General features: G+C 72.2%; 19 protein-coding genes and 2 pseudogenes. 19 read left to right on the top strand and 2 right to left on the bottom strand.

The genetic code is table 11. The features are described 5' to 3' along the window. Window positions 1–77: 77 nt before the first annotated feature. Genes ACFYO2_RS17665 through ACFYO2_RS17675 form a run of 3 tightly spaced genes read left to right on the top strand, consistent with a single transcriptional unit; the run spans window position 78 to window position 3,648 of the window. On the top strand, window positions 78–1,040 hold the full coding sequence (locus ACFYO2_RS17665; protein ID WP_388349496.1) for a GNAT family N-acetyltransferase: 963 nt from the start codon (window positions 78–80) through the stop codon (window positions 1,038–1,040). 45 nt (window positions 1,041–1,085) lie between these two features. Beyond that, on the top strand, window positions 1,086–1,952 hold the full coding sequence (locus ACFYO2_RS17670; protein WP_388349498.1) for an ester cyclase family protein: 867 nt from the start codon (window positions 1,086–1,088) through the stop codon (window positions 1,950–1,952). A gap of 37 nt (window positions 1,953–1,989) precedes the next feature. Next, a complete protein-coding gene (locus ACFYO2_RS17675; RefSeq protein ID WP_388349499.1) occupies window positions 1,990–3,648 on the top strand; it encodes an FAD-dependent oxidoreductase in 1,659 nt (552 codons plus the stop codon). 58 nt (window positions 3,649–3,706) lie between these two features. Here ACFYO2_RS17675 and ACFYO2_RS17680 read toward each other — a convergent pair whose 3' ends face one another. Then, window positions 3,707–4,195 carry a MarR family winged helix-turn-helix transcriptional regulator gene (locus tag ACFYO2_RS17680; RefSeq protein WP_388349501.1) on the bottom strand — a complete coding sequence of 163 codons (489 nt, stop codon included), beginning with the start codon at window positions 4,193–4,195 and terminating at the stop codon, window positions 3,707–3,709. Window positions 4,196–4,309: 114 nt separating this feature from the next. Between ACFYO2_RS17680 and ACFYO2_RS17685 the strand changes: the two genes are divergently transcribed. The 5 genes from ACFYO2_RS17685 to ACFYO2_RS17705 all read left to right on the top strand — a co-directional run bounded on the left by ACFYO2_RS17685 (window position 4,310) and on the right by ACFYO2_RS17705 (window position 11,778). Continuing rightward, complete coding sequence (locus tag ACFYO2_RS17685) at window positions 4,310–5,854, top strand: FAD-dependent monooxygenase (protein ID WP_388349503.1); 1,545 nt, start codon at window positions 4,310–4,312, stop codon at window positions 5,852–5,854. A gap of 304 nt (window positions 5,855–6,158) precedes the next feature. Further along, window positions 6,159–7,136 (top strand): zinc-binding alcohol dehydrogenase family protein, encoded by a 978-nt coding sequence (locus tag ACFYO2_RS17690; RefSeq protein WP_388349504.1) that lies wholly within the window; start codon window positions 6,159–6,161, stop codon window positions 7,134–7,136. Window positions 7,137–7,364: 228 nt separating this feature from the next. Continuing rightward, on the top strand, window positions 7,365–8,930 hold the full coding sequence (locus ACFYO2_RS17695; RefSeq protein WP_388349506.1) for an MDR family MFS transporter: 1,566 nt from the start codon (window positions 7,365–7,367) through the stop codon (window positions 8,928–8,930). Between the two features lie 200 nt (window positions 8,931–9,130). After that, a complete protein-coding gene (locus ACFYO2_RS17700) occupies window positions 9,131–10,174 on the top strand; it encodes a methyltransferase (protein WP_388349508.1) in 1,044 nt (347 codons plus the stop codon). Further along, window positions 10,171–11,778 (top strand): FAD-dependent monooxygenase, encoded by a 1,608-nt coding sequence (locus ACFYO2_RS17705; RefSeq protein WP_388349510.1) that lies wholly within the window; start codon window positions 10,171–10,173, stop codon window positions 11,776–11,778. Before ACFYO2_RS17700 ends, ACFYO2_RS17705 begins: the two co-directional genes overlap by 4 nt. A gap of 192 nt (window positions 11,779–11,970) precedes the next feature. On the opposite strand, the gene ACFYO2_RS17710 is transcribed toward ACFYO2_RS17705, so the two are convergent. Beyond that, window positions 11,971–13,554 carry an FAD-dependent monooxygenase gene (locus ACFYO2_RS17710; protein WP_388349512.1) on the bottom strand — a complete coding sequence of 528 codons (1,584 nt, stop codon included), beginning with the start codon at window positions 13,552–13,554 and terminating at the stop codon, window positions 11,971–11,973. 210 nt (window positions 13,555–13,764) lie between these two features. On the opposite strand from ACFYO2_RS17710, the gene ACFYO2_RS17715 reads away from it, so the two are divergent. From ACFYO2_RS17715 to ACFYO2_RS17765, 11 genes and pseudogenes are all read left to right on the top strand, one after another. Next, window positions 13,765–14,214 carry a DUF1772 domain-containing protein gene (locus ACFYO2_RS17715; protein WP_388349515.1) on the top strand — a complete coding sequence of 150 codons (450 nt, stop codon included), beginning with the start codon at window positions 13,765–13,767 and terminating at the stop codon, window positions 14,212–14,214. After that, window positions 14,211–14,780 carry a hypothetical protein gene (locus tag ACFYO2_RS17720; RefSeq protein WP_388349517.1) on the top strand — a complete coding sequence of 190 codons (570 nt, stop codon included), beginning with the start codon at window positions 14,211–14,213 and terminating at the stop codon, window positions 14,778–14,780. Before ACFYO2_RS17715 ends, ACFYO2_RS17720 begins: the two co-directional genes overlap by 4 nt. Beyond that, window positions 14,777–16,648 (top strand): asparagine synthase (glutamine-hydrolyzing), encoded by a 1,872-nt coding sequence (gene asnB, locus ACFYO2_RS17725; RefSeq protein ID WP_388349518.1) that lies wholly within the window; start codon window positions 14,777–14,779, stop codon window positions 16,646–16,648. Before ACFYO2_RS17720 ends, asnB begins: the two co-directional genes overlap by 4 nt. 378 nt (window positions 16,649–17,026) lie before the next feature. Continuing rightward, entirely contained in the window at window positions 17,027–18,946 is a 1,920-nt protein-coding gene (locus ACFYO2_RS17730; protein ID WP_388349520.1) for a BTAD domain-containing putative transcriptional regulator, read from the top strand. A gap of 413 nt (window positions 18,947–19,359) precedes the next feature. After that, window positions 19,360–19,731, top strand: coding sequence for a TcmI family type II polyketide cyclase (locus tag ACFYO2_RS17735; RefSeq protein WP_388349522.1), 372 nt, complete (start codon window positions 19,360–19,362; stop codon window positions 19,729–19,731). Beyond that, window positions 19,728–20,159, top strand: coding sequence for a cupin domain-containing protein (locus ACFYO2_RS17740; protein ID WP_388349524.1), 432 nt, complete (start codon window positions 19,728–19,730; stop codon window positions 20,157–20,159). The genes ACFYO2_RS17735 and ACFYO2_RS17740 overlap by 4 nt, the downstream gene beginning before the upstream one ends. Beyond that, window positions 20,156–21,466 carry a beta-ketoacyl-[acyl-carrier-protein] synthase family protein gene (locus ACFYO2_RS17745; RefSeq protein ID WP_388349526.1) on the top strand — a complete coding sequence of 437 codons (1,311 nt, stop codon included), beginning with the start codon at window positions 20,156–20,158 and terminating at the stop codon, window positions 21,464–21,466. The genes ACFYO2_RS17740 and ACFYO2_RS17745 overlap by 4 nt, the downstream gene beginning before the upstream one ends. Further along, window positions 21,463–22,731, top strand: coding sequence for a ketosynthase chain-length factor (locus tag ACFYO2_RS17750; protein ID WP_388349528.1), 1,269 nt, complete (start codon window positions 21,463–21,465; stop codon window positions 22,729–22,731). Before ACFYO2_RS17745 ends, ACFYO2_RS17750 begins: the two co-directional genes overlap by 4 nt. A gap of 38 nt (window positions 22,732–22,769) precedes the next feature. Then, on the top strand, window positions 22,770–23,033 hold the full coding sequence (locus tag ACFYO2_RS17755; protein WP_388349529.1) for an acyl carrier protein: 264 nt from the start codon (window positions 22,770–22,772) through the stop codon (window positions 23,031–23,033). Next, window positions 23,033–23,482 (top strand): annotated as a pseudogene (locus tag ACFYO2_RS17760) (SRPBCC family protein); the annotation flags it as partial. The gene ACFYO2_RS17755 and the pseudogene ACFYO2_RS17760, both read left to right, overlap by 1 nt. A gap of 30 nt (window positions 23,483–23,512) precedes the next feature. Continuing rightward, window positions 23,513–24,229: pseudogene (locus ACFYO2_RS17765) on the top strand (SDR family NAD(P)-dependent oxidoreductase); the annotation flags it as partial. Window positions 24,230–24,252: the final 23 nt, after the last annotated feature.

A 24,252-nucleotide genomic window follows, 5' to 3' on the forward strand; every position in this document is an offset into this window, starting at 1 on the left:
CCCGCCCCGCCCCCGCGCTCGTGCGCTGTCGAGTTCTCCTCGACGGCGCTTCGAGAGCGGGGGCACACAGTGTGGCCATGAAGATTCGCAGCCTCGACGGCGACGCCCCGGCGACCATCGCCGCCCTGCTTCCCGGCTTCCGGGAGACCATGAGTCTGGAACTGCCCGCCGATCCACCGGTGACTCAGGCGCTGCTCGCGCGGCTGTTCCAGCGCCGCCACGGTACGGAGCGGCTGGTCCTCGTCGCCTACGACGGCGACACCCCGGCCGGAGTGCTGAAGCTCGGCCTCGACCTGGGTGATCCGGCCGGGCCCGGGCACGGTTCGCTGTGGGTGTTTCCCGCCTTCCGGCGCCGGGGTGCGGGCCGGCTGCTGGCCGCCGCGGGCCTGTCCGCGCTGCGCGAGAGGGGACGGGACCTGCTGCTGGCCGACGCCCCCAGGGGGACGGCCGCCGAGCGCTTCGCCGCGGAACTCGGCGCGCAGTGCGTCGGCGAGACCGTGCGCAACCGGCTGCGCACGGCCGGTCCCGCGCGTGCCGTGCTGGAGGCCGCGGCGAGCCGCCCGGTACCCGGGTACCGGCTGGTGTCGTGGGACGGCCCCTGTCCCGACGACCTCGTCGAGTCGTACGCCAGGGCCTGGAGCGCACTGGAGGAACGGGTCAACGGCCAGGCCCGGATCCGCCGGCCTTCCGTCGCCGACGTACGGGCACGCGAGGCCGAGGCGGCTCGGGCGGGCCACCGGCCGTCCGTCGTGGCCGCGTTGCCCGAGGACGGCACCGGCGTCGTCGCGTACAGCACGCTGTTCGTGCGGGACAGCCCGATGGCGGACGCGGGCGAGACGCTGGTGCTGCCCCCGCACCGGCGGCGGTCCATCGCCACGTGGCTGAAGGCCGAGCTGATGGTCCGGGCGGCCCGTGACAACGACCGTCTCGCGCTGGTCCAGGTCTTCAACGACACCGCCAACACCGCCGTGGTCGCGCTCAACAGGAAGTTGGGCTTCGAGGCCGACTCCCACTGGTCGACGTACGCGCTCAAGGCCTGAGCGCCTGGCGGGCCCCACCGATCCGAGCCGATCCGAGAGGAACCCATGACCACTGTGATCCCCGCCGGGCAGCGCGAGCGCAACGCCGAGCTGGTCCGCGGTCTGTACGAGGAGCTGTACCGCGCCCACCGCTTCGACGCGGCCGGGCGCTTCTTCCACGCCGACTGCACCGAGCACGACCCCCTCGCGGCCTCCGCCGCCGGCCCGGCCGACCGCTGGCAGGCCATGACCCGGGAGTTCCCCGGACTGCGCGCGGACATCGACCACCTGGTGGCCGACAACGACCGGGTGATGCTCTTCGCGACCTGGACCGGGCGCACCCGCTCGGGCGAGCCGTTCCGGCTGCACACCGCCGAGTTGTACCGCACGCGGGACGGCAAGGTCGCCGAGCACTGGAACGTCGTCGACCGGGACGTGCTCGACGCGCACGGTCTGGCCGGCGGGCCGGACGGCGAGGGCCAGCCGGCCGCGCCCGGTCTGCACGGCCCGCACAGCGACACCGAGCGGGCCAACGCGGAGCTGGTGCTCGGCGCGTACCGCGACGTCTTCAGCGACCACGAACTCGACCTCGCCGATCGCTACTACCACCAGGACTACCGGCACCACAACATGCGTACCGAGACGGTGCCGGACGGGCTCGACGCCTTCAAGGCGTTCTTCGCGGACAACATCGCGGCCTTCCCCGACCTGGTCACCACTGTCGATCACATCGTGGCCGCCGACGACCGGGTGATGGTCTTCGTGACCTGGACCGGCACGCTCACCGGGGCCTGGAGCGGCGGCGGCCCCTCCCAGCTGCCCCTGCAGATGCGCACCTGCGACCAGTTCCGGATCGAGAACGGCAAGGTCGCGGAGCACTGGGAGGTCGTCGACTACCTGGCGCTGCGCCGGGCAGGGCTGCCGACCCCGTGAGCAGGACCGACGTCCGTACCGAGAGAGGGATCGCACGATGACTCCGAGTTCCAGCCACGCACCCGTACCGAACGTATCCGTACCGAACGCGCCCGTGCTGATCGTCGGCGGAAGCCTGGTCGGCCTGTCCACCGCCCTGTTCCTCGCCCGACACGGGGTCCGCTGCACCTTGGTGGAACGCCATCCGGGCACCTCCATCCATCCGCGGGCGGTCGGCTACTACCCGCGCACCGGGGAACTGCTGCGCCAGGCCGGGATCGAGGACGCCGCCGTGCGGGAGGCCGCGGGCTTCGCGACGCACCGTACCCGGGCCGGGGTGACCTCCCTGGCGGGCGAGGTGCTGTTCAGCAAGGAGGAGCTGGAGGGCGGTGACGAGCTCGGCGACCTCACTCCGTCCCGGTTGCTGCTGCTGCCGCAGGACCGGCTGGAGCCGCTGCTGCGGGACCGTGCCGTCGAACTCGGCGCCGACCTCCGGTTCGGTACGGAGCTGTTGTCCTTCGCGGAGGACCCGGACGGGGTCACCGCGGTCCTCGGCGACGGGGCCGGCACCAGCACCTTCCGCAGCTCCTACCTGGTCGCCTGCGACGGGCCGCGCAGCACCGTGCGGGAGGCGCTGAAGGTGCCCCGGCAGGGGCGCGGGGTGCTGTCCCGCCATGTGAGCATCGCGTTCGGCGCGGATCTGCGGCCCGTGCTGGGGGAGCGCCGCTACAGCGTGGTCCATGTGAAGAACCCCCAGGTCACGGGGATTCTCGTCCATGACGACACGCTGAGCGGGGGCACGTTGATCGTCGGGTACCGGCCCGAGGACGGGGAGAGCCTGGAGGACTTCACCGACGCCCGCTGCGCCGAGCTGGTGGGTGCCGCGATCGGAGCGCCCGGGGTCGAGGTGACGATCCGTTCCCGCTTTCCCTGGGACATGGCGGAGCAGGTCGCCGAGGGGTTCGTGCACGGGCGGGTGCTGCTCGCCGGGGACGCGGCCCATGTAGTGCCGCCGACCGGCGGTTACGGAGCCAACACAGGTATCGCCGACGCCCACAACCTCGCCTGGAAGCTCGCTCTGGTGGTCGACGGCGTCGCCGCGGCCGGCCTCGTCGAGACGTACGACGCCGAGCGGCGGCCCGTCGCGGTCTACACGGCCGGGCAGGGTTCCCTGCAGCTCGCCGTGCGGTCCGGCACTGCCACGCCGGAGCAGCAGGCCGCCGCGGCGGACGCGGTGACCGTGACGACGGGGCAGGCGTACCGGTCCGCCGCGGTCGTCGGGGAACCGGGGAGCGCGGACCTTCCGGTGGCCTCCGATCCGCGGGTGCTGCGCGGCGAGCCGGGGACCCGCGCGCCGTACGTGGAGCTGTCGCGCGGCGGCGAACCCGTCTCCACGCTCGATCTGTTCGGGCGGGACTTCGTGCTGCTGGTCGGGGAGCGAGGCCGGGAGTGGATGTCGGCCGCCGTCGCCGCCTCCGCCGAGCTGGGAGTGAAGCTCGCCGCGCGCCGCGTGGTGCCGGGCACGGGCGGCGGCGCGGGCACCCTGTCCGACCCGGACGGCCGCTGGTCCGAGCGCTACGGCGGGGTGCGCCCCGAGGGCGCCGTACTGGTCCGCCCGGACGGTGTCGTCGCCTGGCGCTCGACGGGCGCCGACACCGACGGCGAGGAGACCGCGACGCTGACGGCGGTCCTGCGGAGGGTCCTCGCACGAGGGTGAGGAGGCGGAGAAGGGCCCCGGCCGCGTGCCGGGGCCCGCTCCGGTCGTTCAGGGGGATTCAGGCGGCGCCCGGGTCGTTCTGCAACTCGCCCACGGAGTCCACGTACTTGATGAGCAGGCGGGCGAACTCGAGGCGTTCCTGCTCCGGCCAGTCCTGGGTGATGCGCTCGAAGGCCGCTCGCTGGTGGCGGCGGAAACGGGCGAGCGTCTCGTGGCCCTCCGGGGTGAGCTGGAGGATCGTACGGCGGCCGTCGCGCTGTGAGGCCGCGCGGATCAGATAGCCGACGGAGATGCAGTCGGAGACCATCCGGCTGGCCACGGAGGGGTCGACGGCCAGTCGCTCGCCCACCACGCCGACGGTGATCTCCTGGCCCTCCTCGTCGGGCCCGTCCTGAACGATGTTGAGGACCAGGGTCCTGGTGAAGTCCTTGCGGGACACCTGCTTCTCGACGTTCAGCGCCTGCGCGCGCCGCAGTCGAGAGAAGGCGGGGCCGACAGCGTCGAGCAGTTCCGCTGCCCGCGGCGGGGGCTGGGTCGAAGTGTCCATGTCCGCATTCTAAGCGAGTTGATTACGTCAGACGAGCATCTGTATGCTCTCAATCGACTGCATGATGTAAAGCATATACCTGTTGACGAACATGTACCTTGGAGAGGGAATCCCATGCCCACCGAGACGTCCGATCGCGACTTCGAAATCGCCCACGATCCCGACTTCGACTTCGATGTGCTCATCGTCGGCGGGGGCCCCGTCGGCATGCTGCTCGCGGCCGAACTCCGCATCTCCCGCGTCCGGGCCGTGGTGCTCGAGCGGCTGCCCGAGCGCACGCCGCACTCCAAGGCCTTCGGCCTGCACGCCCGCTCCCTCGAGTCGCTCGACCGGCGCGGCCTGCTCAAACGGTTCCGCGAGGGCGCCCGCTCCTGGAACAACGGCCACTTCGCCGGTCTCGACGAGTGGGTCGACTTCTCCACCCTCGACAGCGCGCACGGCTACGCCCTGCTCTCCGAGCAGACCAGGACCGAACGTCTCCTCGAGGAGCGCGCCACCGAGTTCGGCGCCGAGATCCGCCGGGGCCACGAGGTCACCGCGATACGCCAGGACGCCGACGGCGTCGAGGCCGAGGTGACCGGCCCCGACGGCGCCTACATCCTGCGCGCCCGGTACGCCGTGGGCTGCGACGGCGGGCGCAGCCTGGTCCGCCAGGAAGCCGGCATCGCCTTCCCGGGCACCGGCGGCCGGGTCACCGCCCGGCTCGGCGACGTGATCCTCGCCGACCGCGAGAACCCCCCCATGGGCATGGAGCGCACCGAACGCGGCCTGCTGTTCTGCGTGCCGCTGGACGACACGTACCACCGGGTGTCCACCTTCGACTTCCAGGCCGATCGGGAGCCGGGCGCGGAACTCACCCTGGACGAGCTGACCGCGAGCCTGCGCGAGATCTGGGGCAGCGACCTCGGAGCGCACTCGCCGCGCTGGCTCTCCGTCTTCACCGACTCCGCGTGCCAGGCCGACCGCTACCGCGAGGGCCGGCTGCTGATCGCGGGCGACGCCGCCCACACCCACTTCCCGGTGGGCGGCCAGGGCGTCAACCTCGGTCTCCAGGACGTCTTCAACCTCGGCTGGAAGCTCGCCGCGACCGTGCACGGCTGGGCTCCCGAGGGCCTGCTCGACAGCTACGACCGGGAGCGCCAGGCGCCGGCCCGCAAGGTGCTGGCCAACACCCGCGCGCAGATCGCGCTGATGAACCCGGACCCGTACGTCACCCCGCTGCGTGAGCTCTTCACCGACCTCATGCGCAAGGAGCAGGTGAACCGGTACCTCGCCGAGATGCTCAGCGGCGTCACCGTCCGCTACCCGATCGACGGCCCCGAGCACCGGCTGCTCGGCGACTTCGCCCGTGACCTGGAGCTGGACACCGAGGAAGGTGCGAAGGCGCTCCCCAAGTACCTGAAGCGCGGCACCGGTCTGCTGCTCGACCTGAGCGGCGGCCCGGAGATCGGCCAGGTGTACGAGAAGTGGGCCGCGGGCGTCTCCTGGGCCGGACGGCTCCAGCACGTCCGCGCGGAGTGCGCCCAGGAACCGCAGCTGGCCGGTCTGCTGGTCCGCCCCGACGGCTATGTCGCCTGGGCCGCCGACCGGGACATGCCGGAGGCGGATCTGCGCGAGTCGCTGAACACCGCCGTCACCACCTGGTTCGGCACCGTCTGACGACTGGGCCGCCGGTTCGCAGCAGGCGGAAGTGGACCCCGTCGCGCGGGGCCCGTCGCCGCGGTCACCTGGCGTCGAGCAGCCGCGCACGAGCTGATGGAGGCGCGCTCCCGGCTCGGCCGTGTGGTGCCCGTTCCCTGATCTGGCCGGAATCTGCACCCGGTCACCGATATGCAGTTTGACAAACACATGCATTGAAGCATGTAATTGTCCTCGGCAACACGATCAACCCGTAACCCGGATCCCTGGGCGGAGCCGCAGCGACCATCGCGGCTCGAACACACCTCCTAGTTGGGAGAACACCATGCGAATCGTCCGCCACTACGAGCACGGGGCCCCCTCGGTGCTGCGTGTCGAAGAGGCGGAGAAGCCGCAGCCCGGACCGGGCGAAGTGCTGATCCGCTCCGAGGCCGTCGGCGTCACGTTCGCCGAGGTCCAACGCCGCCAGGGCATCCCGATCGGCGGCCACGCCACCCTGCCCGGCGCCCCCGGCGGTGACGTCGCCGGCATCGTCGAGGCACTCGGCGAAGGCGTCACCAACCTCCGCGTCGGCGACCGCGTCGTCGTCGACGTCGACCACAGCGCCTACGCCGACTACGTGACCGCCGACGCCGCCTGGGCCATCTCCATCCCGGACACCATGGACGCCGCCGAGGCGACCCTGCTGCCCAGCCCGGCCCAGACCGCGTACCACGCCATCAAGGAGGCCGGCCAGCTCAAGCCCGGCGAGTCGATCCTGATCGACGCCGCCTCCGGGGGCGTCGGCCACCTCGCCGTGCAGATCGCCAAGGCGATGGGCGCCGGCAAGGTGATCGCCACCGCCAGTACGCAGGCCAAGCTGGACTTCGTCCGCGAACTCGGTGCCGATGTCACCGTCAACTACACCGACGACGACTGGGACGAGCAGGTCAAGGCCGCGACCGACGGCCGGGGCGTGGACGTCGTCCTGGAGACCGTCGGCGGGGACATCCTCACCAAGAGCGTCGCCCTCACCGCCCAGTTCGGCCGACTGGTCTTCTACGGCTCGGCCAGCGGCGACATCCAGCCCATCCACCCGCTGATGCTCAGCCGGATGAAGACCGTGGCCGGATTCGCCCTGTACGCCATGCTCTACAACCGGCCCGAGGCCATCGCGGCCGGTCAGCGGGACCTGCTCGACATGATCGCCACCGGCAAGGTGCGTCCGGTCGTGCACGAGCGGCTCCGGCTCGAGGACGCGGTCAAGGCCCACGAACTGATGGAGGCACGGGCCCAGCTCGGCAAGGTCGTGCTCGTCCCCTGACCCGGGAACCGTGAGCGGTCGCCTCCTGACCGACGTGGCCGGTCACGATCATCCCCCGCTCGTGACCGGCCACCCGCCGTACCGCACGAGGCACTCGTGCGGTGCGGCGCACTCCACACCAATCCTTGAAGCAATCCCCTGACGGATCCCACACCGCAGACGACGCCGGCCACATCCTGGCCGGTGGGACGGGGATGGCACCCACTCCAGCCCGAAAGGCGAATTCCCGTGCCCTCCCGTACGACAGGGGCAGGCGGCCCGCTCACCGCCGCCGCTCCCGCAGCCCAGACCCGGATCCGACCCGTCATCACCGCCTGCCTGCTGGCCGTCTTCCTGGCCATGCTGGACTCACAGGTCGTGGCCACCGCGCTGCCCCGCATCGTCGGGGACCTCGGCGGTCTCGACGTGTTCGCGTGGGTGACGACCTCGTACATCATCGCCGCCAGTGTCACCACGCCCGTCTACGGCAAACTCGGCGACCTGTTCGGCCGGAAGAAGATCTTCCTGATCGCCGTCGCGGTGTTCCTCGTCGGCTCCGCGCTGAGCGGCGCGGCCCAGTCCATGGACCAGCTCATCCTGTTCCGCATCCTGCAGGGCATCGGCGCCGGCGGCCTCTTCGTCTCCGTACTCGCCATCATCGGCGAGCTGTTCAACCCGCGCGAAGCCGCCAAGTACTTCAACCTCTTCGGCATCGTCTTCGCCCTCGCCGCGCTCGCCGGTCCCGCCGTCGGCGGTGTGCTCACCGACCTGCTGAGCTGGCACTGGGTCTTCCTGATCAACCTGCCCGTGGGCGTCGTGATCCTGGTGCTCGTCTCCACCTGTCTGCACCTGCCCCGGACCGACCGGCCCGCGCACATCGACTACACGGGCTTCGTCCTGCTCAGTGCCGCGATCGTCGCGCTCACCCTGGCCGCCAGCTGGGGCGGGGTGAAGTACGAGTGGCTGGACTGGCGGATCCTCGGGCTCGGCGCGGGAGCGGTACTGCTCGCCGTGCTGTTCGTCGGCGCCGAGCGCCGGGCCGCCGAACCCGTCATCCCGCTGCACCTCTTCCGCGACTCCACCTTCAGCGTCAGCGTGCTGGTGAGCGTCGCGGCGGGCATCGTCTTCCTCGGCTCCGTCAACTTCCTGGCGATCTACATCCAGGTGGTGACCGGCGCCAGCCCGACCATGTCCGGTGTGGTGCTGCTGCCCATGATGTTCGGCCTGGTCGCCGCCTCCGTCATCAGCGGCGCGGCGATCGGCCGGACCGGCCGCTACAAGTGGTACCCGGTGCTCAGCATGGCCATCGGCATCGCCGGGGCGCTGCTGCTGGCCACCATGGACACCGGGACGTCCCGGGCCGTGGTCATCGCCTACATGCTGGTCTTCGGCATCGCGGCGGGCCTGAACATGCAGGTCCTCACGATGGCGGCGCAGAACACCGCGCCCCGCGACGACATCGGTGCCGTGCACGCCACCGTGGCCTTCGCCCGGCAGCTCGGCACCACCGTGGGCATCTCCCTGTTCGCCTCGATCTTCTACAACCGGCTCACCGAGGAGATCGCCGACCGGACGTCCGCGGACGCGCTGCGCGGCATCGACCCCGACGCGCTGTCCTCGACCGAGACGCTGGACCGGCTCACCGAGCCCGTGCGCGACGCCGTCGAGCAGTCGTACGCCGCCGCGCTCACCCCCGTGTTCCTCACCGCCGTACCGGTCCTCGTCCTCGGCCTGCTGGCCGCGCTGGCGATGAAGAACCTGCCGCTGCGCGGTGCGGACCACCAGGGCCACGAGGCCGCCGCCGAGGAGAGCTGACCAGACCCTTCTCGTCTCTCGTCCCGGAGCCGCCCTCCCCGCACAGGGAGGGCGGCTCTGTGACGTCCGCCCGCGCACCCCGTCCCGCTTCAGCGCCCTTCGAGCCCGAATCGACGCCTCGCCGACATCGTCGGCACTGCACGGCCGTACGACGCAGAACGCAGGCCGAAGAACAGGCAGAGGCAGACCAGGAGGCTCGTGTGACAACGACCGAAGACCCGCAGACGGCTCCGGCGGTCGATCCCGGACCGCTGATCCGGCTGACCATTGCCGACTGCGCCGCCAAGGTGCTGCACAGCGCCGTGACCCTCGGCGTGTTCGGTGCGCTCGCCGACGGCCGCCCCGCCGAGTCGGCCGAGCTGGCCCGGCGTACCGGGACGCACCACCGGATGCTTCCGGACTTCCTGGACGCACTGGTCGGTCTCGGCATGCTGGAGCGCACCGAGGGCCGCTACCGCAACTCCCTGCTGGCCCAGACGTATCTGGTGCCGGACTCCTCCTCGTACCTCGGTGGCTTCGTCGAACTCACCAACGAGACGCTCTATGGCACCTGGGGCCGGCTCACCGAGGCGCTGCGCTCCGGCGAGCCCCAGCATCTCGACCCGGACAAGGGCGGATTCGTCGGGGACCGGCACAAGGACCCCGCGAAGATGAAGCGGTTCCTCGCCGGACTCGACGCCTACAGCGACCGGATGGGCGCGGAACTGGCCCGGCGCGTCGACTGGGGCCGCCACTCCTCGTTCGTCGACCTCGGCGGAGCGCGCGGCAACCTCGCGGCCGTGCTGGTGCAGGCGCATCCGCACCTGGAGGCGACCTGCTTCGACCTGGAGCGCACGCGGCCGCTGTTCACCGAGCACATCGGCGGCCTGGGCCTGGCCGACCGGATCGCCTTCGCCGGCGGCGACTTCTTCGACGACCCGATCCCGCCGGCCGATGTCGTCGTCCTCGGCCACATCCTGCACGGCTTCCACACCGGGCGGCGGCGCGAGCTGCTCGGCCGGGTCTTCGAGGCGGTGCGGCCAGGCGGCACGGTCCTCGTCTACGACCGGATGATCGACGACGACCGCAGCGACCCGGAACGGCTGCTCAGCAGCCTGCACATGCGTCTGGTCAGCCCCGACGGCTCCGAGTACCGGGTGGCGGACTGCCGGGCCCTGCTGCGCGAGGCGGGCTTCACCGACGGGACCGCGCAGCCCCTGCTCGGCACCCACACCCTGGTCACCGCCCACAAGGAGGCAGCATGAAGCAGGACCAGACCCCCGTCCTCGTCGTCGGCGGCGGGCTGACCGGACTGTCAGCGGTCGTCTTCCTCGCCCACCACGGCGTCCGCGCCACCCTGGTGGAACGCCACCCCGACACCTCCACCCATCCCAAGGCCCGTGCCATCAACCCCCGGACGATGGAGCTGTACCGCGCGGTCGGCATGGAGGAGCGGGTGCGGGCCGGGCGTTCCCCCATCTCCGGCAACACCGATCTGGTGCACGTGGAGAGCCTCGCGGGCAGGGAACGGGTGCGGATGCCCAACGCGTCCCCCGAGGACATCGGCCGGATCAGCCCCACCCAGTGGACGCTGATCGACCAGAACCAGCTGGAGCCCATCCTGCGGCAGCGGGCCGTGGAGGCCGGCGCCGACGTCCGTTTCTCGACCCGGGTCGACGCCCTGGAGGAGACGGCGGACGGGGTACTGGTCAGCACCACCGACCTGTCCACCGGCGGGGCTTCGCAGATCCGCGCCCAGTACGTGATCGCGGCGGACGGCAGCCGCAGCCCGCTGCGCGAGATGCTCGGCATCGGGGCACACGGCCGGGGCACCATCACCAACCTCGTCAGCTTCTTCTTCGAGGCCGACCTGACCGAGGCGCTGCGCGGCCGCCGGATCATCGCGGCGTACGTCAACAATCCCGAGGTGCGCGGCACGATCATCCCCATCGACAACGACCGCCGCTGGGTCATCAACGTCTCCTTCTCCCCCGATCAGGGCGAGCGCGCCGAGGACTTCACGGAGGAGCGCTGCACCGCGCTGGTGCGGGCCGCGGTCGGGGTGCCCGAGCTGCCGCTGAAGATCGAGTCGGTGGACATGCCGGCGTGGGACATCTCCGCGCGCGTGGCGGACACCTTCGCGACCCGTCGGGTGTTCGTGGCCGGGGACGCCGCCCATGTGATGCCGCCCACCGGGGCGTTCGGTGCCAGTACCGGCATCCAGGACGCGTACAACCTGGCCTGGAAGCTGGCCCTGGTGCTGTCCGGTACGGCCGGTCCCGGGCTGCTGGAGAGCTACGACGCCGAGCGGCGCCCGGTGGCCGAGGAGACCGTCCGCCAGGCGATGCTGCGGTTCGCGGTACGTGAGGGCAAGCAGTACCAGGAGGTCGCCGCCGAGCTGCTGGACGAGACGACCATGACCTTCGGCTACTGCTACCGCTCGGGAGCGTTCGGGGTGGAGGAGGGCGCCCCGGACGCGATCGTCGAGGACCCCGAGCACCCCGGTGCCCGGCCCGGAGCACGGGCCCCGCATCTCGAACTCGACTCTCCCGAGGGCCCGGTGTCCGTCATCGACCTGTACGGCGACGGGTTCACCCTGCTCGTCGACGAGGTGGCGGGCCGCTGGACCGGGGCGGTGGAACAGGAGGCCGCGCGGCTGGGCATCGCCCTGAAGGTGGTCCGCATCGGCCGCGGAACCAGGCTGTGGGACGCCGACGGCTCCTTCCGCCGTCGCTACGGCCTGCTGGCCGGCGGCGCGGTCCTGGTACGGCCCGACGGGTTCGTTGCCTGGCGGACGACTGCGGGCCGTACCGGTCCGGTGGACCGCGCGGCGGTCGATGCGCTGCGGAGGATCTTGGACCGGCGGTAGGCGTTCCGCTGGAGGAGGGGCGTGCGAGGGCTGTTGGGCGACTGCGGGCCGGTGGGGGCTGGTCGCGCCCGCGCGGCGGAGCCGCAGATCGATACGGCCCTGCGCCCCTGAGCGCGGGCTGCGCCCGCATGATGCGCATGGCCGCGGTGCTCCGAGGAGGAGCACCGCGGCCATGGTGTGTGTGAGCCTGGGTTACGTGGCAGGGCGTCGCAGCAGCGTGTCGAGTACCGCCCTCAGCGACTCGGTGGGGTCGGCCACCTCGCCGGCGGTGCGCCAGGCGATGAAGCCGTCGGGGCGGAGGAGGACGGCGCCGGTGGGTTCGACGCCGTAGCGGGTGAGGAAGTGGTCGATGACGGTCGGGGGTTCCTCCTCGCCCACGCGGTGGAAGGAAAGGCCCTGGGACGCGGCGGCCGCCTGCCAGGCGTGTCCGTCGGGACCGGTCAGGAGCCAGAAGTCGCGGTCCAGGAGGTCGTGCAGGGGGACTTCCTTGCCCTGGCGGACCAGGAGGAGGTGCGGGGCGCGGGTGCCGGGGCGGCCGGTGGGGGCCGTCGGGTCCTCGACCACCGCGTCGTCCTCCTCGCCGGCCTCGCGCAGGACCGCGTCCGAGCGGTACACGTGCCCGAACAGCACCGTGGTCTCGGGCCGGTGCCTCGCCGCGGCCGCCTCGTCGAGGCCGCTGCGCTGGAGGTAGCGGATGACGCCCTGGTCGACGGTGAACTCGGCGACCGGTGCCCGTTCCTGCTCGTAGCTGTCCAGGAGTTCGGGGCCGGCCGCCCCGCGCAGCACCAGCGCCAGTTTCCACGCCAGGTTGTGCGCGTCCTGGATGCCCATGTTCCCGCCGAACCCCCCGGTGGGCGGCATGACGTGCGCGCAGTCGCCGGCCAGCAGCACCCGCCCGGACCGGAACCGGTCCGCCACCCACGCGGCGATCTCCCAGCTGGTCGCGGACTCCACCTCGACCGGGAGGTCGGGTACGCCCACGGCGGCCCGCACCAGCTCCACGCAGTCCTCGGTCCCGTATGCCCGGTGGTCGGCCCCCGGCGGCAGGCTCGGCGCGAGGACCCAGCGGTCGGAGTCCGCGCCGCCCAGCTTGCCGAGCACGCCCTTGACCTCGGGATTGCTGACGAAGCAGAGGAAGAAGGTGCGCCCGGCCACGTACGGGTCGAGATCGGCGTGGAAGATGATGTTCATCTGGCCGCCGAACACGCCCTGACCGTGATGACCGATGCCCAGCGAGGTGCGGATCGGTGCCCGGGAGCCGTCGGCCGCGACCAGGTACCGGGCCCGTACGGTCCGTTCGGAGCCGTCGCCCAGGTCGCGCAGTACGGCCGTGACACCCTCCGCGTCCTGGCTGAACTCCGTCATCTCGGTGGCGAACCGGATGTCCGCCCCGAGCTTTTCGGCCCGCTCCCGCAGCACCGGCTCGAGCCGGTCCTGCCCGATCAGCGTCCAGCCGGTGGTGCCCACGTCGTTCGGGTCGTGGCGGAACGGGCCGTCGAAGCGCCCGAGTTCGGCCCCGGTGAGGGACTCCGCCTGGAGGATGTCGCCGTACTGGGCGTGCGGGTTCTCCCGGGCCCGTACCGCGTCCTCCAGGCCGAGCGCGCGCAGCAGCTCCATGGTGCGCGGACTCGCGGCCTGCGCCCGGGGGTGCGCCGAGATCTCCGCGTGCCGTTCCACCAGCAGCGACCGGATGCCCTGCCGGGCGAGGAACAGGGCCTGGGCGAGGCCCACCATGCTGCCGCCCACGATGAGTACTTCGGTCGTCTCGTCCGCCATACCGGCTCCTGAAGGTGTGGGAATGCGTTCGGATTTCGGCGGGCCGATGCAACACCCGGGTGCTCGAACCGGGCTTGTGGCGCGGGCGAGCGGAGGCCGTGCGGAGCCGCGCGCTCCCAGAGGGAATCGAGTGCAGTCCGAGGGGCGGCTGACAGGTTCGAGCTGTTCCAGGCCCGAAGTGCGGCGCAAGGTTCGAAGGAGGCGGAAGCGGTGGTGGAGGCTTTGAGTGTGCTGGTGCTGACGGGCACCGGCCTGGTGGCGGGGGTGCTCTTCGCGGTCGCGGTGAGCGTGATGCCCGCGCTGATCGCGATGACGCCGGAACGGTACGTGTCCACGCACATCCTGCTCGGCAGGCGCTACGACCGGATCATGCCGTTCATCGTCACCGGCTCCACGGCCGTCGACGTGGGGCTCGCGGTCCAGGCCTCGGGCGGTCCCCGGGTGCTGTTCGCGGCCGCCGCCGTCTGCATGGCGGGGGTGGCGGCGGTCTCGCAGACGCGGAACGTGCCGATCAACCGGACGGTCAAGCGGACCCGGCCCGAGGACCTGGGCCCCGGCTGGCGGGACCCCCGTCCGGCCTGGCGCGGCTGGCACCTGGTGCGCACCTGCTTCGCGATCGCGGGCTGCGCGCTGACGGCCGCCGGGGTGGTGCTGTCGTGAGCCCCCGCGTCGTACGCGATCTGCCGGAGGGGGAGGACCGCGCGGCGGCCGACGCCCGGATGCGGGAGCTGCTGGCCCGCCCGGAGCCCGGCCCGGTGGCCGAGCGGCTCGCGCTGCTGCACTTCGCGGGGCGCCGCAGCGGACGGCCGTACACCGTGCCCGCCGGGGTGCACACCCTCGGCGACGCGTTGGTGGTCGCGACCGGCAGCGGCTGGCGGCACAACTTCGCGGGCGGCACGGAGGGCGGGCTGACCTGGCGCGGGCAGCGGCGGCCGGTGCGGTTCGCGCTGGTCGACGACGCGGAGCGCACCGCGCGCGGCTATCTGGAGCTGTACCGCAGATACGGGGAGGCGGCCCCGCGCCGGCTGGGCATCGCGGTGCGCGGCGAAGGGACGCCGGGACTGGACGAGTTCCGGGAGGCCGTCGCCCGCCACGGGCTCTGTCTGGTGGAGGTCGTGCCCCTGCAGGAAGCGGACGGCGCCCGCACATCGACCGCGGCCTCGTCGGTTCCGGCCCCATCAGACGCAGCCACATCAGACGCAGCCAACGAGAGGACACCACGATGAGCGGAATCGCCGGCTGGGTGGACTTCGAGCGGGACCTGACGCCCGAGGCCCCCACCGTACGGAGGATGGCGGAGGCGCTGGCGCACCGCGGCCCCGACGGTTCGGGCGAGTGGATCGAGGGGCACGCCGCGCTGGCCCACCGGCGGCTCGCGCTGCTCGACCCGGAACACGGCGCACAACCGGCCCTCGTGGAGTCCGAGTCCGGGCGTCCGGTGGCGGTGCTGACCCTGGACGGGGCCGTCACCAACCACCGGGAGCTGCGCCGTGAACTGGCCGCCAAGGGGCACCGGTTCACCGGACACGGCGACGCGGAGGTGGCGCTGCACGCCTATCTGGAGTGGGGCGCCGCGTTCCCGGAGCGGCTGGAGGGCCTGTTCGCCCTGGCCGTGTGGGACGTGCGGCGGCAGGAACTGCTGCTGGTCCGCGACCGGTTGGGGGTGAAGCCGCTGTGCTACTTCCTGACCCCGTCCGGGGTCGTCTTCGGCTCTGAGCCCAAGGCGCTGCTGGCCCATCCGGCGGTGGCGCCGGTGGTCGACGCCGACGGGCTGCGGGAGCTGTTCGCGCACAGCCGCAAGCCGGGCACCGGGGTGTTCCGCGGGACGCGCGAGGTGCTGCCGGGCCACACGATGACCGTGCGGGCTCCGGGCACCGGGCACCGCCGGTACTGGTCCCTGCCGGCCCGGCCGCACACCGACAGCCTGGAGACCACCGTCGCCACCGTGCGCGGGCTGCTGTCCGAGGCGGTGGCCTCGCATCTGCGCGCGGACGTGCCGGTCGGCGCGATGCTCTCCGGGGGGATCGACTCCAGCGCGCTGACCGCGCTCGCGGCCGGCGAGGCACGGGCGGCGGGCGGCAGGCTGAGGTCGTTCTCGGTGAACTTCTCCGGTTACGCGGAGAACTTCGAGCCGCATCCGACCATGCGCGCCACCCCCGACGCCCCCTACGCGGCCCTCGCGGCCGAGCACATCGGCACCGAGCACACCGAGATCCTGCTGGACACGGCGGCGCTCGCCGACCCGCAGACCCACGCCGCCGCGCTGCGCAGCCAGGACGCGCCCTCCCCGCTCGGCGACATGGACGTCTCGCTGCTGCTGTTCTTCGAGGCCCTGCGCAGCGCCGGGATCACGACGGTGCTCTCCGGGGAGACCGCCGACGAGGTGTTCAACGGCTACTTCTGGGCGTACGACCCGGGCCACAGCAACTCCACGACGTTCCCGTGGGTCTCCTTCGAGCGCGGGCACGACGCCGCCGCGGGCGGTCTCGGCTGCTCGCTGGTGGACCGTACCCTCCGCAAGGAACTGGACTTCATGGAGTACGCCGACCAGCACTACCGCGACGCGCTCACCGAGGTCCCGCATCTGGCGGGGGAGGGGGCCGCCGAGCGCAGGGCGCGCGAGGTCACCTATCTGGCGCTGACCCGGTGGGCACCGACCCACCTGGACCGGGCCGACCGGATGAGCATGGCGCACGGGGTGCAGCTGCGGCCGCCGTTCTGCGACCGGGCGCTGGTGGAGTACGTGTACAACGTGCCGGCCGAGCTGAAGCGGGTGAACGGCCAGGAGAAGAGCCTGCTGCGGGCTGCCGTCGCCGACCTGCTGCCGGAGCGGGTGCTCAACCGGCCCAAGAGCGCCTACCCGACCGTGCAGGAGGCCGCGTACGGGGAGTTCGTGCGGTACCGCTTCGGGGACGTGGCCGAGGACCGGACGGCTCCGGTCGCGCCGCTGCTGGACGCGGAGGCGACCCGGGCGGCGCTGGGCGCGGCGGCGGCTCCCAGTGGCGCCTTCGCGTGGGTGGAGCGGGCGAGCATGGAGATGGTGCTCCAGCTGAACACCTGGCTGGCGGACTACCGGGTCGAGCTGCGGCTGTGAGGAGCAACGCAAGCCAGTAACGCAAGCCACAGCCCGGCCATAAATGTGCATCTTGTCATCCATGTGCGCGAAGAAATATGATGCGCCAGGGCGTGCTATGTAAATGCGGTATTCGGGGCCGAGTTCCATCTTCCGCGCCGGATGCCCGCAGGGTTTTGTTGAATTCAACTCGTTTTTCGGAGAAACCACTTTCTCGGGTAAAGGAAAGGTAATTTTTTCCCGCTGACCCCGGGAGAGATGTTTCGCCGAAAAGCGAGTGACGCAGGAAGGTGAATACCGACAGGCTTGATGAATGCCAGGCCCATCGATGGCCGCCACCCCACAAAGGGCGGCGCACTCAGGGGGAATGCAGTGATAGAGATCGGTCTGCTGGGCTCCATGCGAGTACGCAGGAACGGGGAGGACGTCACACCATCCGCACCCAAGCTGCGTCAGGTGCTTGCCCTGCTGGTGCTCAATGCCAACTCGCTGGTCAGCGTGGACCAGCTGTGCGAGGAGCTGTGGGAGGACCGCCCGCCGCTCAGCGCGCTGACCACCTTGCAAACCTACATTTATCAACTGCGCCGCAGACTGCTGCTGGCCACCGGACAGCAAGGCGCGCCCTTTGGATCCCGTCCACCGCACGGCTGCCCCGCACTCCTGACCAGGGTGGGTGGGTACGAACTGCGACTGGACGACAAGCAGGCGGTGGATGCGTACAGGTTCGAGCAGCTCACCGAACAGGGAATGGCACAGCACCGCACCGGAGCCGGCGCGGAAGCCGCCCGCACGCTGAAGGAAGCCCTTTCTCTGTGGCACGGCGGAGCTCTGGTCGACGTCATCACCGGACGACGATTGTCGGCCTGGTCGACACAGCTCGAGGAGCGCCGTAAGAGCGTTCAGGAGCAACGTTTCTCCTTGGAGCTCGAACTCGGCCGTCACCACGCCGTGCTGGACGAGCTGGCGGAGGCCTTCCGCGCCCATCCCACCCACGAGGCGTTCGCCGGACAGCTCATGCGGGCCCTGCAGCGCTGCGGCCGCCGGCCGGACGCCCTCAACACCTTCCGCACCCTGCGCAGCCATCTCGTCGAGGAACTCGGCCTGGAACCCTCGGCCCAGCTCCAGCGCCTCCACCAGGAGGTGCTCGCGGACCGAGGTCACCTCAAGGGACCGGCCACGGCCAAGGCCGAGACCGCGCCCACCGGACGCCGGCCCGTGCCCGGACCGGCCCAACTTCCCGCCGACATAGGTGACTTCGTAGGACGGGACCGGGAACTGGACCAGCTCGAGACCTTCCTCGGCTCGGAACGGTCCAGCACCGGCATGCGGGTGGTGGAGGTGCACGGCCCGCCCGGTGTCGGCAAGAGCGCCTTCGCCGTGCGCGCCGCGCACCGGCTGCGCCCGCGCTTCCCCGACGGACAGCTCTTCATCGACCTGTCCGCCGTGGGCGAGGGCTCCCAGCAGCTCGCCGACGTCCTGTCGGCCTGCCTCGGCGCCTGCGGCATTCAGCGCGAGAAACAGCCCACCGGGCTCGACGAGCTCAGCCGGCTCTTCCGCACCTGGACCGCCGACCGCAGGGTGCTGGTCGTGGTCGACGACGTGCTCACCGCCTCCCAGATCCGTGCCGTCCTGCCGGGCGGCTCGGGCTGCGCGGTGATCACCACCAACCGCTACCGGGCGCACAGCCTCTCCACCGGGCGCAAGATCGTGCTGCCCGCCCTGTCGGCCCAGGAGTCGCTCCAGCTGTACGACCGGGTCGCCGGCGAGCGGTCCCGGCAGGAGGATCCGGCCGCCGTGCACGAGCTGATGGGCCTGTGCGAGGGACTGCCCCTGGCGATCAGGGCGGTGGCCGGCCGGCTCACCGCCCGGCCCGGCTGGTCGGCGGCCCGGCTGGCGGTGCGGCTGCGCGGCAACCACCGGATGCTGCTCGAACTCCCCGCCGGGACCCAGTCGTTGATGACCACGGTGGCCGCCAGTCACCGGCATCTTCCCGGCCCTTCCCAGGAGCTGCTGCGCCTGCTGCTCCAGCGCGAACGCCCCCGCTGGAGCCTCGACGAGGTGATCGCACGGCTGTCCCCGGGCACCGGCGACGCCGAGACGCTCCTGGAGTACCTCGTCGACGTCCATCTCGTACGAGAACACCTGGCACCCGGCGCCGAGCCGCTGTACTCCGTGCCGCGGCTCACCCGTCAGGCCCTGATCCTCCTGCTACGAGGTACGTCCGTGGGCGACGTACCGAACGGCCGGACGGCCACGGCCGGCGTCGTCGGCCGCGCCGGTTCCCGCGTCACCCTGATGAAGGCCGGGACCCACCGGTAGGAGTTCCTTCCGACGGCCCGTCGCACCCCCCGGTGCGGCGGGCCGTCGTGCTGTGCACGCCCGCCGCACCAGGAGTGGCGCACACGTAGTACCGCGCCTCGGATCCCGCCCCCCGTCGCGCCGGCGGTGAGGCAGCAGTCCGGGGGCCCGGCCAGGGGTGAGCGCCACGGCCGGCCGGGGTGACCGCGCTTCCAGGGCGTGGTCGCGCCAGGGCGGCGGGCCGTGGCTCTCCCGCTGTGTCCGTGCCTGTGTGCGGTCGCGCGATGCGCCAGGGGACGGCCCCTCCCACGCACCCGGCCCGTCGGCCGACGGCCCGCGCACCGGGGCCGTCAGCGGATTTCCAGGAGCCTTCGAGAGCGCCTCGACCCCCGCCGACCAGGGTGAACACACGACCGACAAGCCGGGAGGACATCGTGCACCGAACGCTGATCGTGGCGAGGATGGACCTCGCCGACGCCGAGGGCGTCGCGCAGGTCTTCGCCGATTCGGACAGCACCGAGCTGCCGCACCTGGTGGGGGTGTCGAGGCGGACGCTGTTCGCGTTCCACAACCTGTACTTCCACCTGGTGGAGGCCGACCAGGACATCGCGCCCAACCTCTACAAGGCGCGCAGTCACCCGCTCTACGAAGAGATCAACACCCGGCTGGGCCAGTTCATCTCGCCCTTCGACCCCGACTGGCGTGAGCCCAAGGACGCGATGGCCGTCCCGTTCTACTCCTGGACGCCCCAGCAGGGCCCCCAGGTCAGCACCCCGCGGTCCGCGAACCTCGGCGGTGCCCGATGAGCGCCCCCGCCACCACCAGGGTCTCCGCGGCCGAGGTCGCCGCCAACACCAAGCGCGGCGGCGACATCCGCGTCACCCTCAGCCCCAAGACCGTGGGTTGCACCTCGGGCTTCGGCGGGGTGCTGCGACTGGCCCCCGGCCACCACGTCACCGAGCACCTCCACCCGTACTCCGAGGAGTTCCTGCACGTCGTCCAGGGCCGACTGGAGATGACCCTGGACGGCGGCGCCCCGGTCGAACTGGGCCCCGGCGACTCGCTGCTGGTGCCCATCGGGGTACGCCACCGCCTGGTGAACACCGGGTCCGTGCCGGCCGAGGCGGTCTTCCACCTCTCCCCGCTCGCCCCGCGCCCCGAGCTGGGCCACGTCGACATCGAGCAGCCGCTCGACGAGAGGGCGGGCAACCCCGACGTCGGAGCGGCCCGATGACACCACCCGACCGGCGCGCGGTGATCACCGGAGTGGGCGCCGTCGCTCCCGGCGGCCCCGGGCGGGACGCCTACTGGGACCTGCTCACCGCCGGCCGCACCGCCACCCGCCGCATCAGCCTGTTCGACCCGGCCGGGTTCCGCTCCCAGGTCGCCGCCGAGTGCGACTTCGACCCGCTCGCCGCCGGCCTCACCCCGCAGGAGGCCCGCCGGATGGACCGGGCCGGCCAGTTCGCGGTCGTCGCCGCCCGCGAGGCCGTCGCCGACAGCGGCATCGAACTGCCCGGCGCCGACCCGGAGCGGGTCGCCGTCAGCATCGGCAGCGCCGTCGGCTGCACCACGGGCCTGGAGGAGGAGTACGCGGTCCTCTCCGACGGCGGCCGGAACTGGTTGGTCGACCACAGCTACGGCGTCCCCCACCTCTACGGCTACATGGTGCCCAGCACCCTCGCCGTCGAGGTGGCCCGGCAGGCCGGAGCCGAGGGGCCGGTGGCGCTGATCTCCACCGGCTGCACCTCGGGCCTGGACGCCATCGGACACGGCGTCCAGCTCATCGAGGAGGGCACCGCCGACATCGTGCTCGCCGGCGCGACCGACGCCCCGCTGTCACCGATCACCTCGGCCTGCTTCGACGCCATCAAGGCCACCACCGCCAACAACGACGACCCCGAACACGCCTCCCGGCCCTTCGACGGACGGCGCGACGGCTTCGTCCTGGGCGAGGGCTCCGCCGTCATGGTGATCGAGGAGCTGGAGTCCGCCAGGCGCCGCGGCGCCACCGTGTACGCCGAGATCCTCGGCTTCGCCGGCCGCAGCAACGCCTTCCACATGACCGGTCTCAGGCCGGACGGCCGGGAGATGGCCGAGGCCATCAGGGTCGCCATGGACCGGGCCCGGCTCGACCCCGGCGACATCGACTACATCAACGCGCACGGCTCGGGCACCAAGCAGAACGACCGGCACGAGACCGCCGCGTTCAAGCGCAGCCTCGGCCGGCGGGCCCACGAGGTGCCCGTCAGCTCCATCAAGTCGATGATCGGGCACTCGCTCGGCGCCATCGGCTCCCTGGAGATCGCCGCCTGCGCCCTCGCCCTGCGCCACCAGGTCGTCCCGCCGACCGCCAACCTGTCCACCCCCGACCCCGAGTGCGACCTCGACTACGTACCGGTGACGGCCCGGGAGCACCGGATGGACCGGGTGCTCAGCGTGGGCAGCGGCTTCGGAGGCTTCCAGACGGCGATGGTGCTGGGCCGGCCCACGGCCGCGCGCGGCACTCGGCCGCCGGCGCGACGAGGGGAGGCGGCATGAGCGCCTCCGGCATCCGCCCCGGCCGCCGCGGCCGGTCCGTGGTCACCGGCCTCGGCGTGGTCGCGCCGACCGGGCTCGGAGCCGCCCGGCACTGGGAGTCGGTGCTCGCGGGCAAGAGCGGCCTCGGCCGGATCACCCGGTTCGACCCGACCGGCTACCCCGTCCGGGTCGCCGGGGAGGTCCCCGGCTTCCAGGCCGGTGAACAGGTCCCGGGACGGCTCGTCCCGCAGACCGACCGCTTCACGCACTTCGCCCTGGCCGCCGCCGAGGACGCCCTCGCGGACGCGGCCGCCGATCCGGCGACCCTGCCGGAGTACGAGATGGCGGTGGTCACGGCCAGCTCCTCGGGCGGCACCGAGTTCGGCCAGCACGAGATGGAGAACCTCTACCAGAAGGGATCCTCCTGGGTCGGCGCCTACCAGTCGATCGCCTGGTTCTACGCGGCCACCACCGGCCAGGTCTCCATCCGGCACGGCATGCGCGGCCCCTGCGGGGTCATCTGCGGCGAGCAGGCCGGCGGCCTGGACGCCCTCGGCCAGTCCCGCCGGCTGCTGGACACCGGCTCCCGGCTCGTCCTCAGCGGCGGCACCGACGCCTCCCTGTGCCCGTACGGGCTGGCGGCCCAGCTGTCCACCGGCGGGCTGTCCACCGAGGACGACCCCGCCCGCGCCTATCTGCCCTTCGACGCGGCCGCCTCCGGCTTCGTCCCGGGTGAGGGCGGCGCCATCCTCGTCGTCGAGAACGCCGAGTCCGCACGGGCCCGCTCAGTACCGTCGTACGGCGAACTCCTCGGCTACGCGGCCGGGTTCGACCCCACGGCGGACCGCGTCACCGGACGGCACTCCGTGCTGGTGTCCGTCGTCCGGCGCGCGCTCGCCGACGCCGGGCTCATCCCGGACGACATCGGCATGGTCTTCGCCGACGCCTCCGGCATCCCCGCCGAGGACCTCGCCGAGGCCCGTGCGATCACCGAGGTCTTCGGCCCCGGCGGGGTACCGGTGACCGCGCCCAAGACGCTCACGGGACGCCTGTACGCGGGCGGTGCGGCGCTGGACGTGGCGACCGCGCTGCTCGCCCTGAACGCCGGTGTCGTCCCGCACACCGCGGGGCTGGGCCGGCCGGCCCCCGGCTGCGAGATCGACCTCGTCCTCGACCGCCCGCGGCAGACCGACCCGCGCACGGCCCTGGTGCTGGCCCGCGGGCACGGCGGGTTCACCTCCGCGCTGGTGGTCGGCGCCGGTGACCGCGGCGCCCGCAAGAAGTGACCGACCCACGACCCACGACGTACGAAAGGCGGCTCCCCATGGCCAAGTTCACCCTCGACGACCTCCGGCGGATCCTGCGCGCGAGCGCCGGAGTCGACGAGCAGACCGACCTGGACGGCGAGCACTTCGCCGGGACCACGTTCTCCGACCTCGGCTACGACTCCCTCGCGCTGCTGGAGCTCGTCAACCGCATCGAGCGCGAGTACGGCATCCAGATCCCCGACGGCGACCTGGCGCACACCCAGACCCCGCGAGAGGCCCTCGCCTACGTGCACGCCCGGCTCACGGAGGCCCGCGTCTGATGGCAGGACACACCGACAACGCGATCGTCGTCGAGGCACCGATGGACCTGGTGTGGACGATGACCAACGACGTGGCCTCCTGGCCCCGGCTGTTCAGCGAGTACGCCTCGGCCGAGATCCTCGGCCAGGACGGCGACACCGTCACCTTCCGGCTCGCCCTGCACCCCGACGAGACCGGCACGGTCTGGAGCTGGGTCTCCGAGCGCACCCCCGACCCGGTCACCCGCACCGTCGTCGCCCGCCGCGTCGAGACGGGCCCCTTCGCGTACATGAACATCCGCTGGGAGTACGAGGAGGTGCCCGGCGGCGTACGGATGCGCTGGATCCAGGACTTCGCGATGAAACCCGAGGCCCCGATCGACGACGCCGGGATGACCGCCCGGCTCAACCGCAACACCGCCGTCCAGATGCGGCTGATCAAGGCCAAGGTGGAGACCGCGGCCCGGGCCGGACGGCAACTGGAGGGCAAACGCATCCTGGTGACCGGCGGCAGCCGTGGCATCGGCCGCGGCATCGTGCTCGCCGCGGCCCGCGCCGGCGCGGACGTCGTCACCTGCTACCGCACCCCCGGCGAGGCCGTCGCCACCCTCGAGGAGGAACTCGCCGGCACCCCGGGCAAGCACCAGGTGCTGCGGGCCGACGCGGCCGACGAGGCCGACGTGGACCGGCTGGCCGCCGAGTGCCGGGCGAGCCTCGGCGGGCTGGACGCCGTCGTCAACAACGCCGGTACGTTCCGCCCCCAGCCGTACGCCGACCTCGGCTCCGCCGAGTGGGCCGCCACCCTCCAGGGCAACCTGACCGCCACCCACCTGGTCACCCGGCGCACCCTGCCCCTGCTCGCCGCCGGCTCCTCGATCGTCAACATCGGCTCCACGGTCGCCTTCATCGGCATGGCCGGCGGCGTCCACTACACCGCGGTGAAGTCCGCGCTGGTCGGCATGACCCGCTCGCTGGCCCGGGAGCTCGGGCCGCGCGGCATCCGCGTCAACACGGTCTCACCGGGCCGTATCGCCACCGAGGCGCTCGACGAACTGCCCGCCGAGGAAGCCGAACAGCAGCGCGCCACCTTCGCCTCCTTCACCGCGCTCGGCCGGCTCGGCACCGTCGACGACATCGCCAGGGCCGTGCTGTTCCTCGTCAGCGACCACGCCACCTACGTCACCGGCCAGAACATCCACGTCGACGGCTGCGTGTGAGCCGCGGCCCAGCCATGGAGGGA

The sequence above is a fragment of the Streptomyces sp. NPDC006602 genome (genome assembly GCF_042870385.1).
GTDB lineage: Bacteria > Actinomycetota > Actinomycetes > Streptomycetales > Streptomycetaceae > Streptomyces.

Coding starts and splice junctions, on each gene's coding strand:
- ACFYO2_RS17665 (WP_388349496.1), top strand. CDS start 78: ATGAAGATTCGCAGCCTCGACGGCGACGCCCCGGCGACCATCGCCGCC.
- ACFYO2_RS17670 (WP_388349498.1), top strand. CDS start 1,086: ATGACCACTGTGATCCCCGCCGGGCAGCGCGAGCGCAACGCCGAGCTG.
- ACFYO2_RS17675 (WP_388349499.1), top strand. CDS start 1,990: ATGACTCCGAGTTCCAGCCACGCACCCGTACCGAACGTATCCGTACCG.
- ACFYO2_RS17680 (WP_388349501.1), bottom strand. CDS start 4,195: ATGGACACTTCGACCCAGCCCCCGCCGCGGGCAGCGGAACTGCTCGAC.
- ACFYO2_RS17685 (WP_388349503.1), top strand. CDS start 4,310: ATGCCCACCGAGACGTCCGATCGCGACTTCGAAATCGCCCACGATCCC.
- ACFYO2_RS17690 (WP_388349504.1), top strand. CDS start 6,159: ATGCGAATCGTCCGCCACTACGAGCACGGGGCCCCCTCGGTGCTGCGT.
- ACFYO2_RS17705 (WP_388349510.1), top strand. CDS start 10,171: ATGAAGCAGGACCAGACCCCCGTCCTCGTCGTCGGCGGCGGGCTGACC.
- ACFYO2_RS17710 (WP_388349512.1), bottom strand. CDS start 13,554: ATGGCGGACGAGACGACCGAAGTACTCATCGTGGGCGGCAGCATGGTG.
- asnB (WP_388349518.1), top strand. CDS start 14,777: ATGAGCGGAATCGCCGGCTGGGTGGACTTCGAGCGGGACCTGACGCCC.
- ACFYO2_RS17730 (WP_388349520.1), top strand. CDS start 17,027: ATGCGAGTACGCAGGAACGGGGAGGACGTCACACCATCCGCACCCAAG.
- ACFYO2_RS17740 (WP_388349524.1), top strand. CDS start 19,728: ATGAGCGCCCCCGCCACCACCAGGGTCTCCGCGGCCGAGGTCGCCGCC.
- ACFYO2_RS17745 (WP_388349526.1), top strand. CDS start 20,156: ATGACACCACCCGACCGGCGCGCGGTGATCACCGGAGTGGGCGCCGTC.
- ACFYO2_RS17750 (WP_388349528.1), top strand. CDS start 21,463: ATGAGCGCCTCCGGCATCCGCCCCGGCCGCCGCGGCCGGTCCGTGGTC.
- ACFYO2_RS17755 (WP_388349529.1), top strand. CDS start 22,770: ATGGCCAAGTTCACCCTCGACGACCTCCGGCGGATCCTGCGCGCGAGC.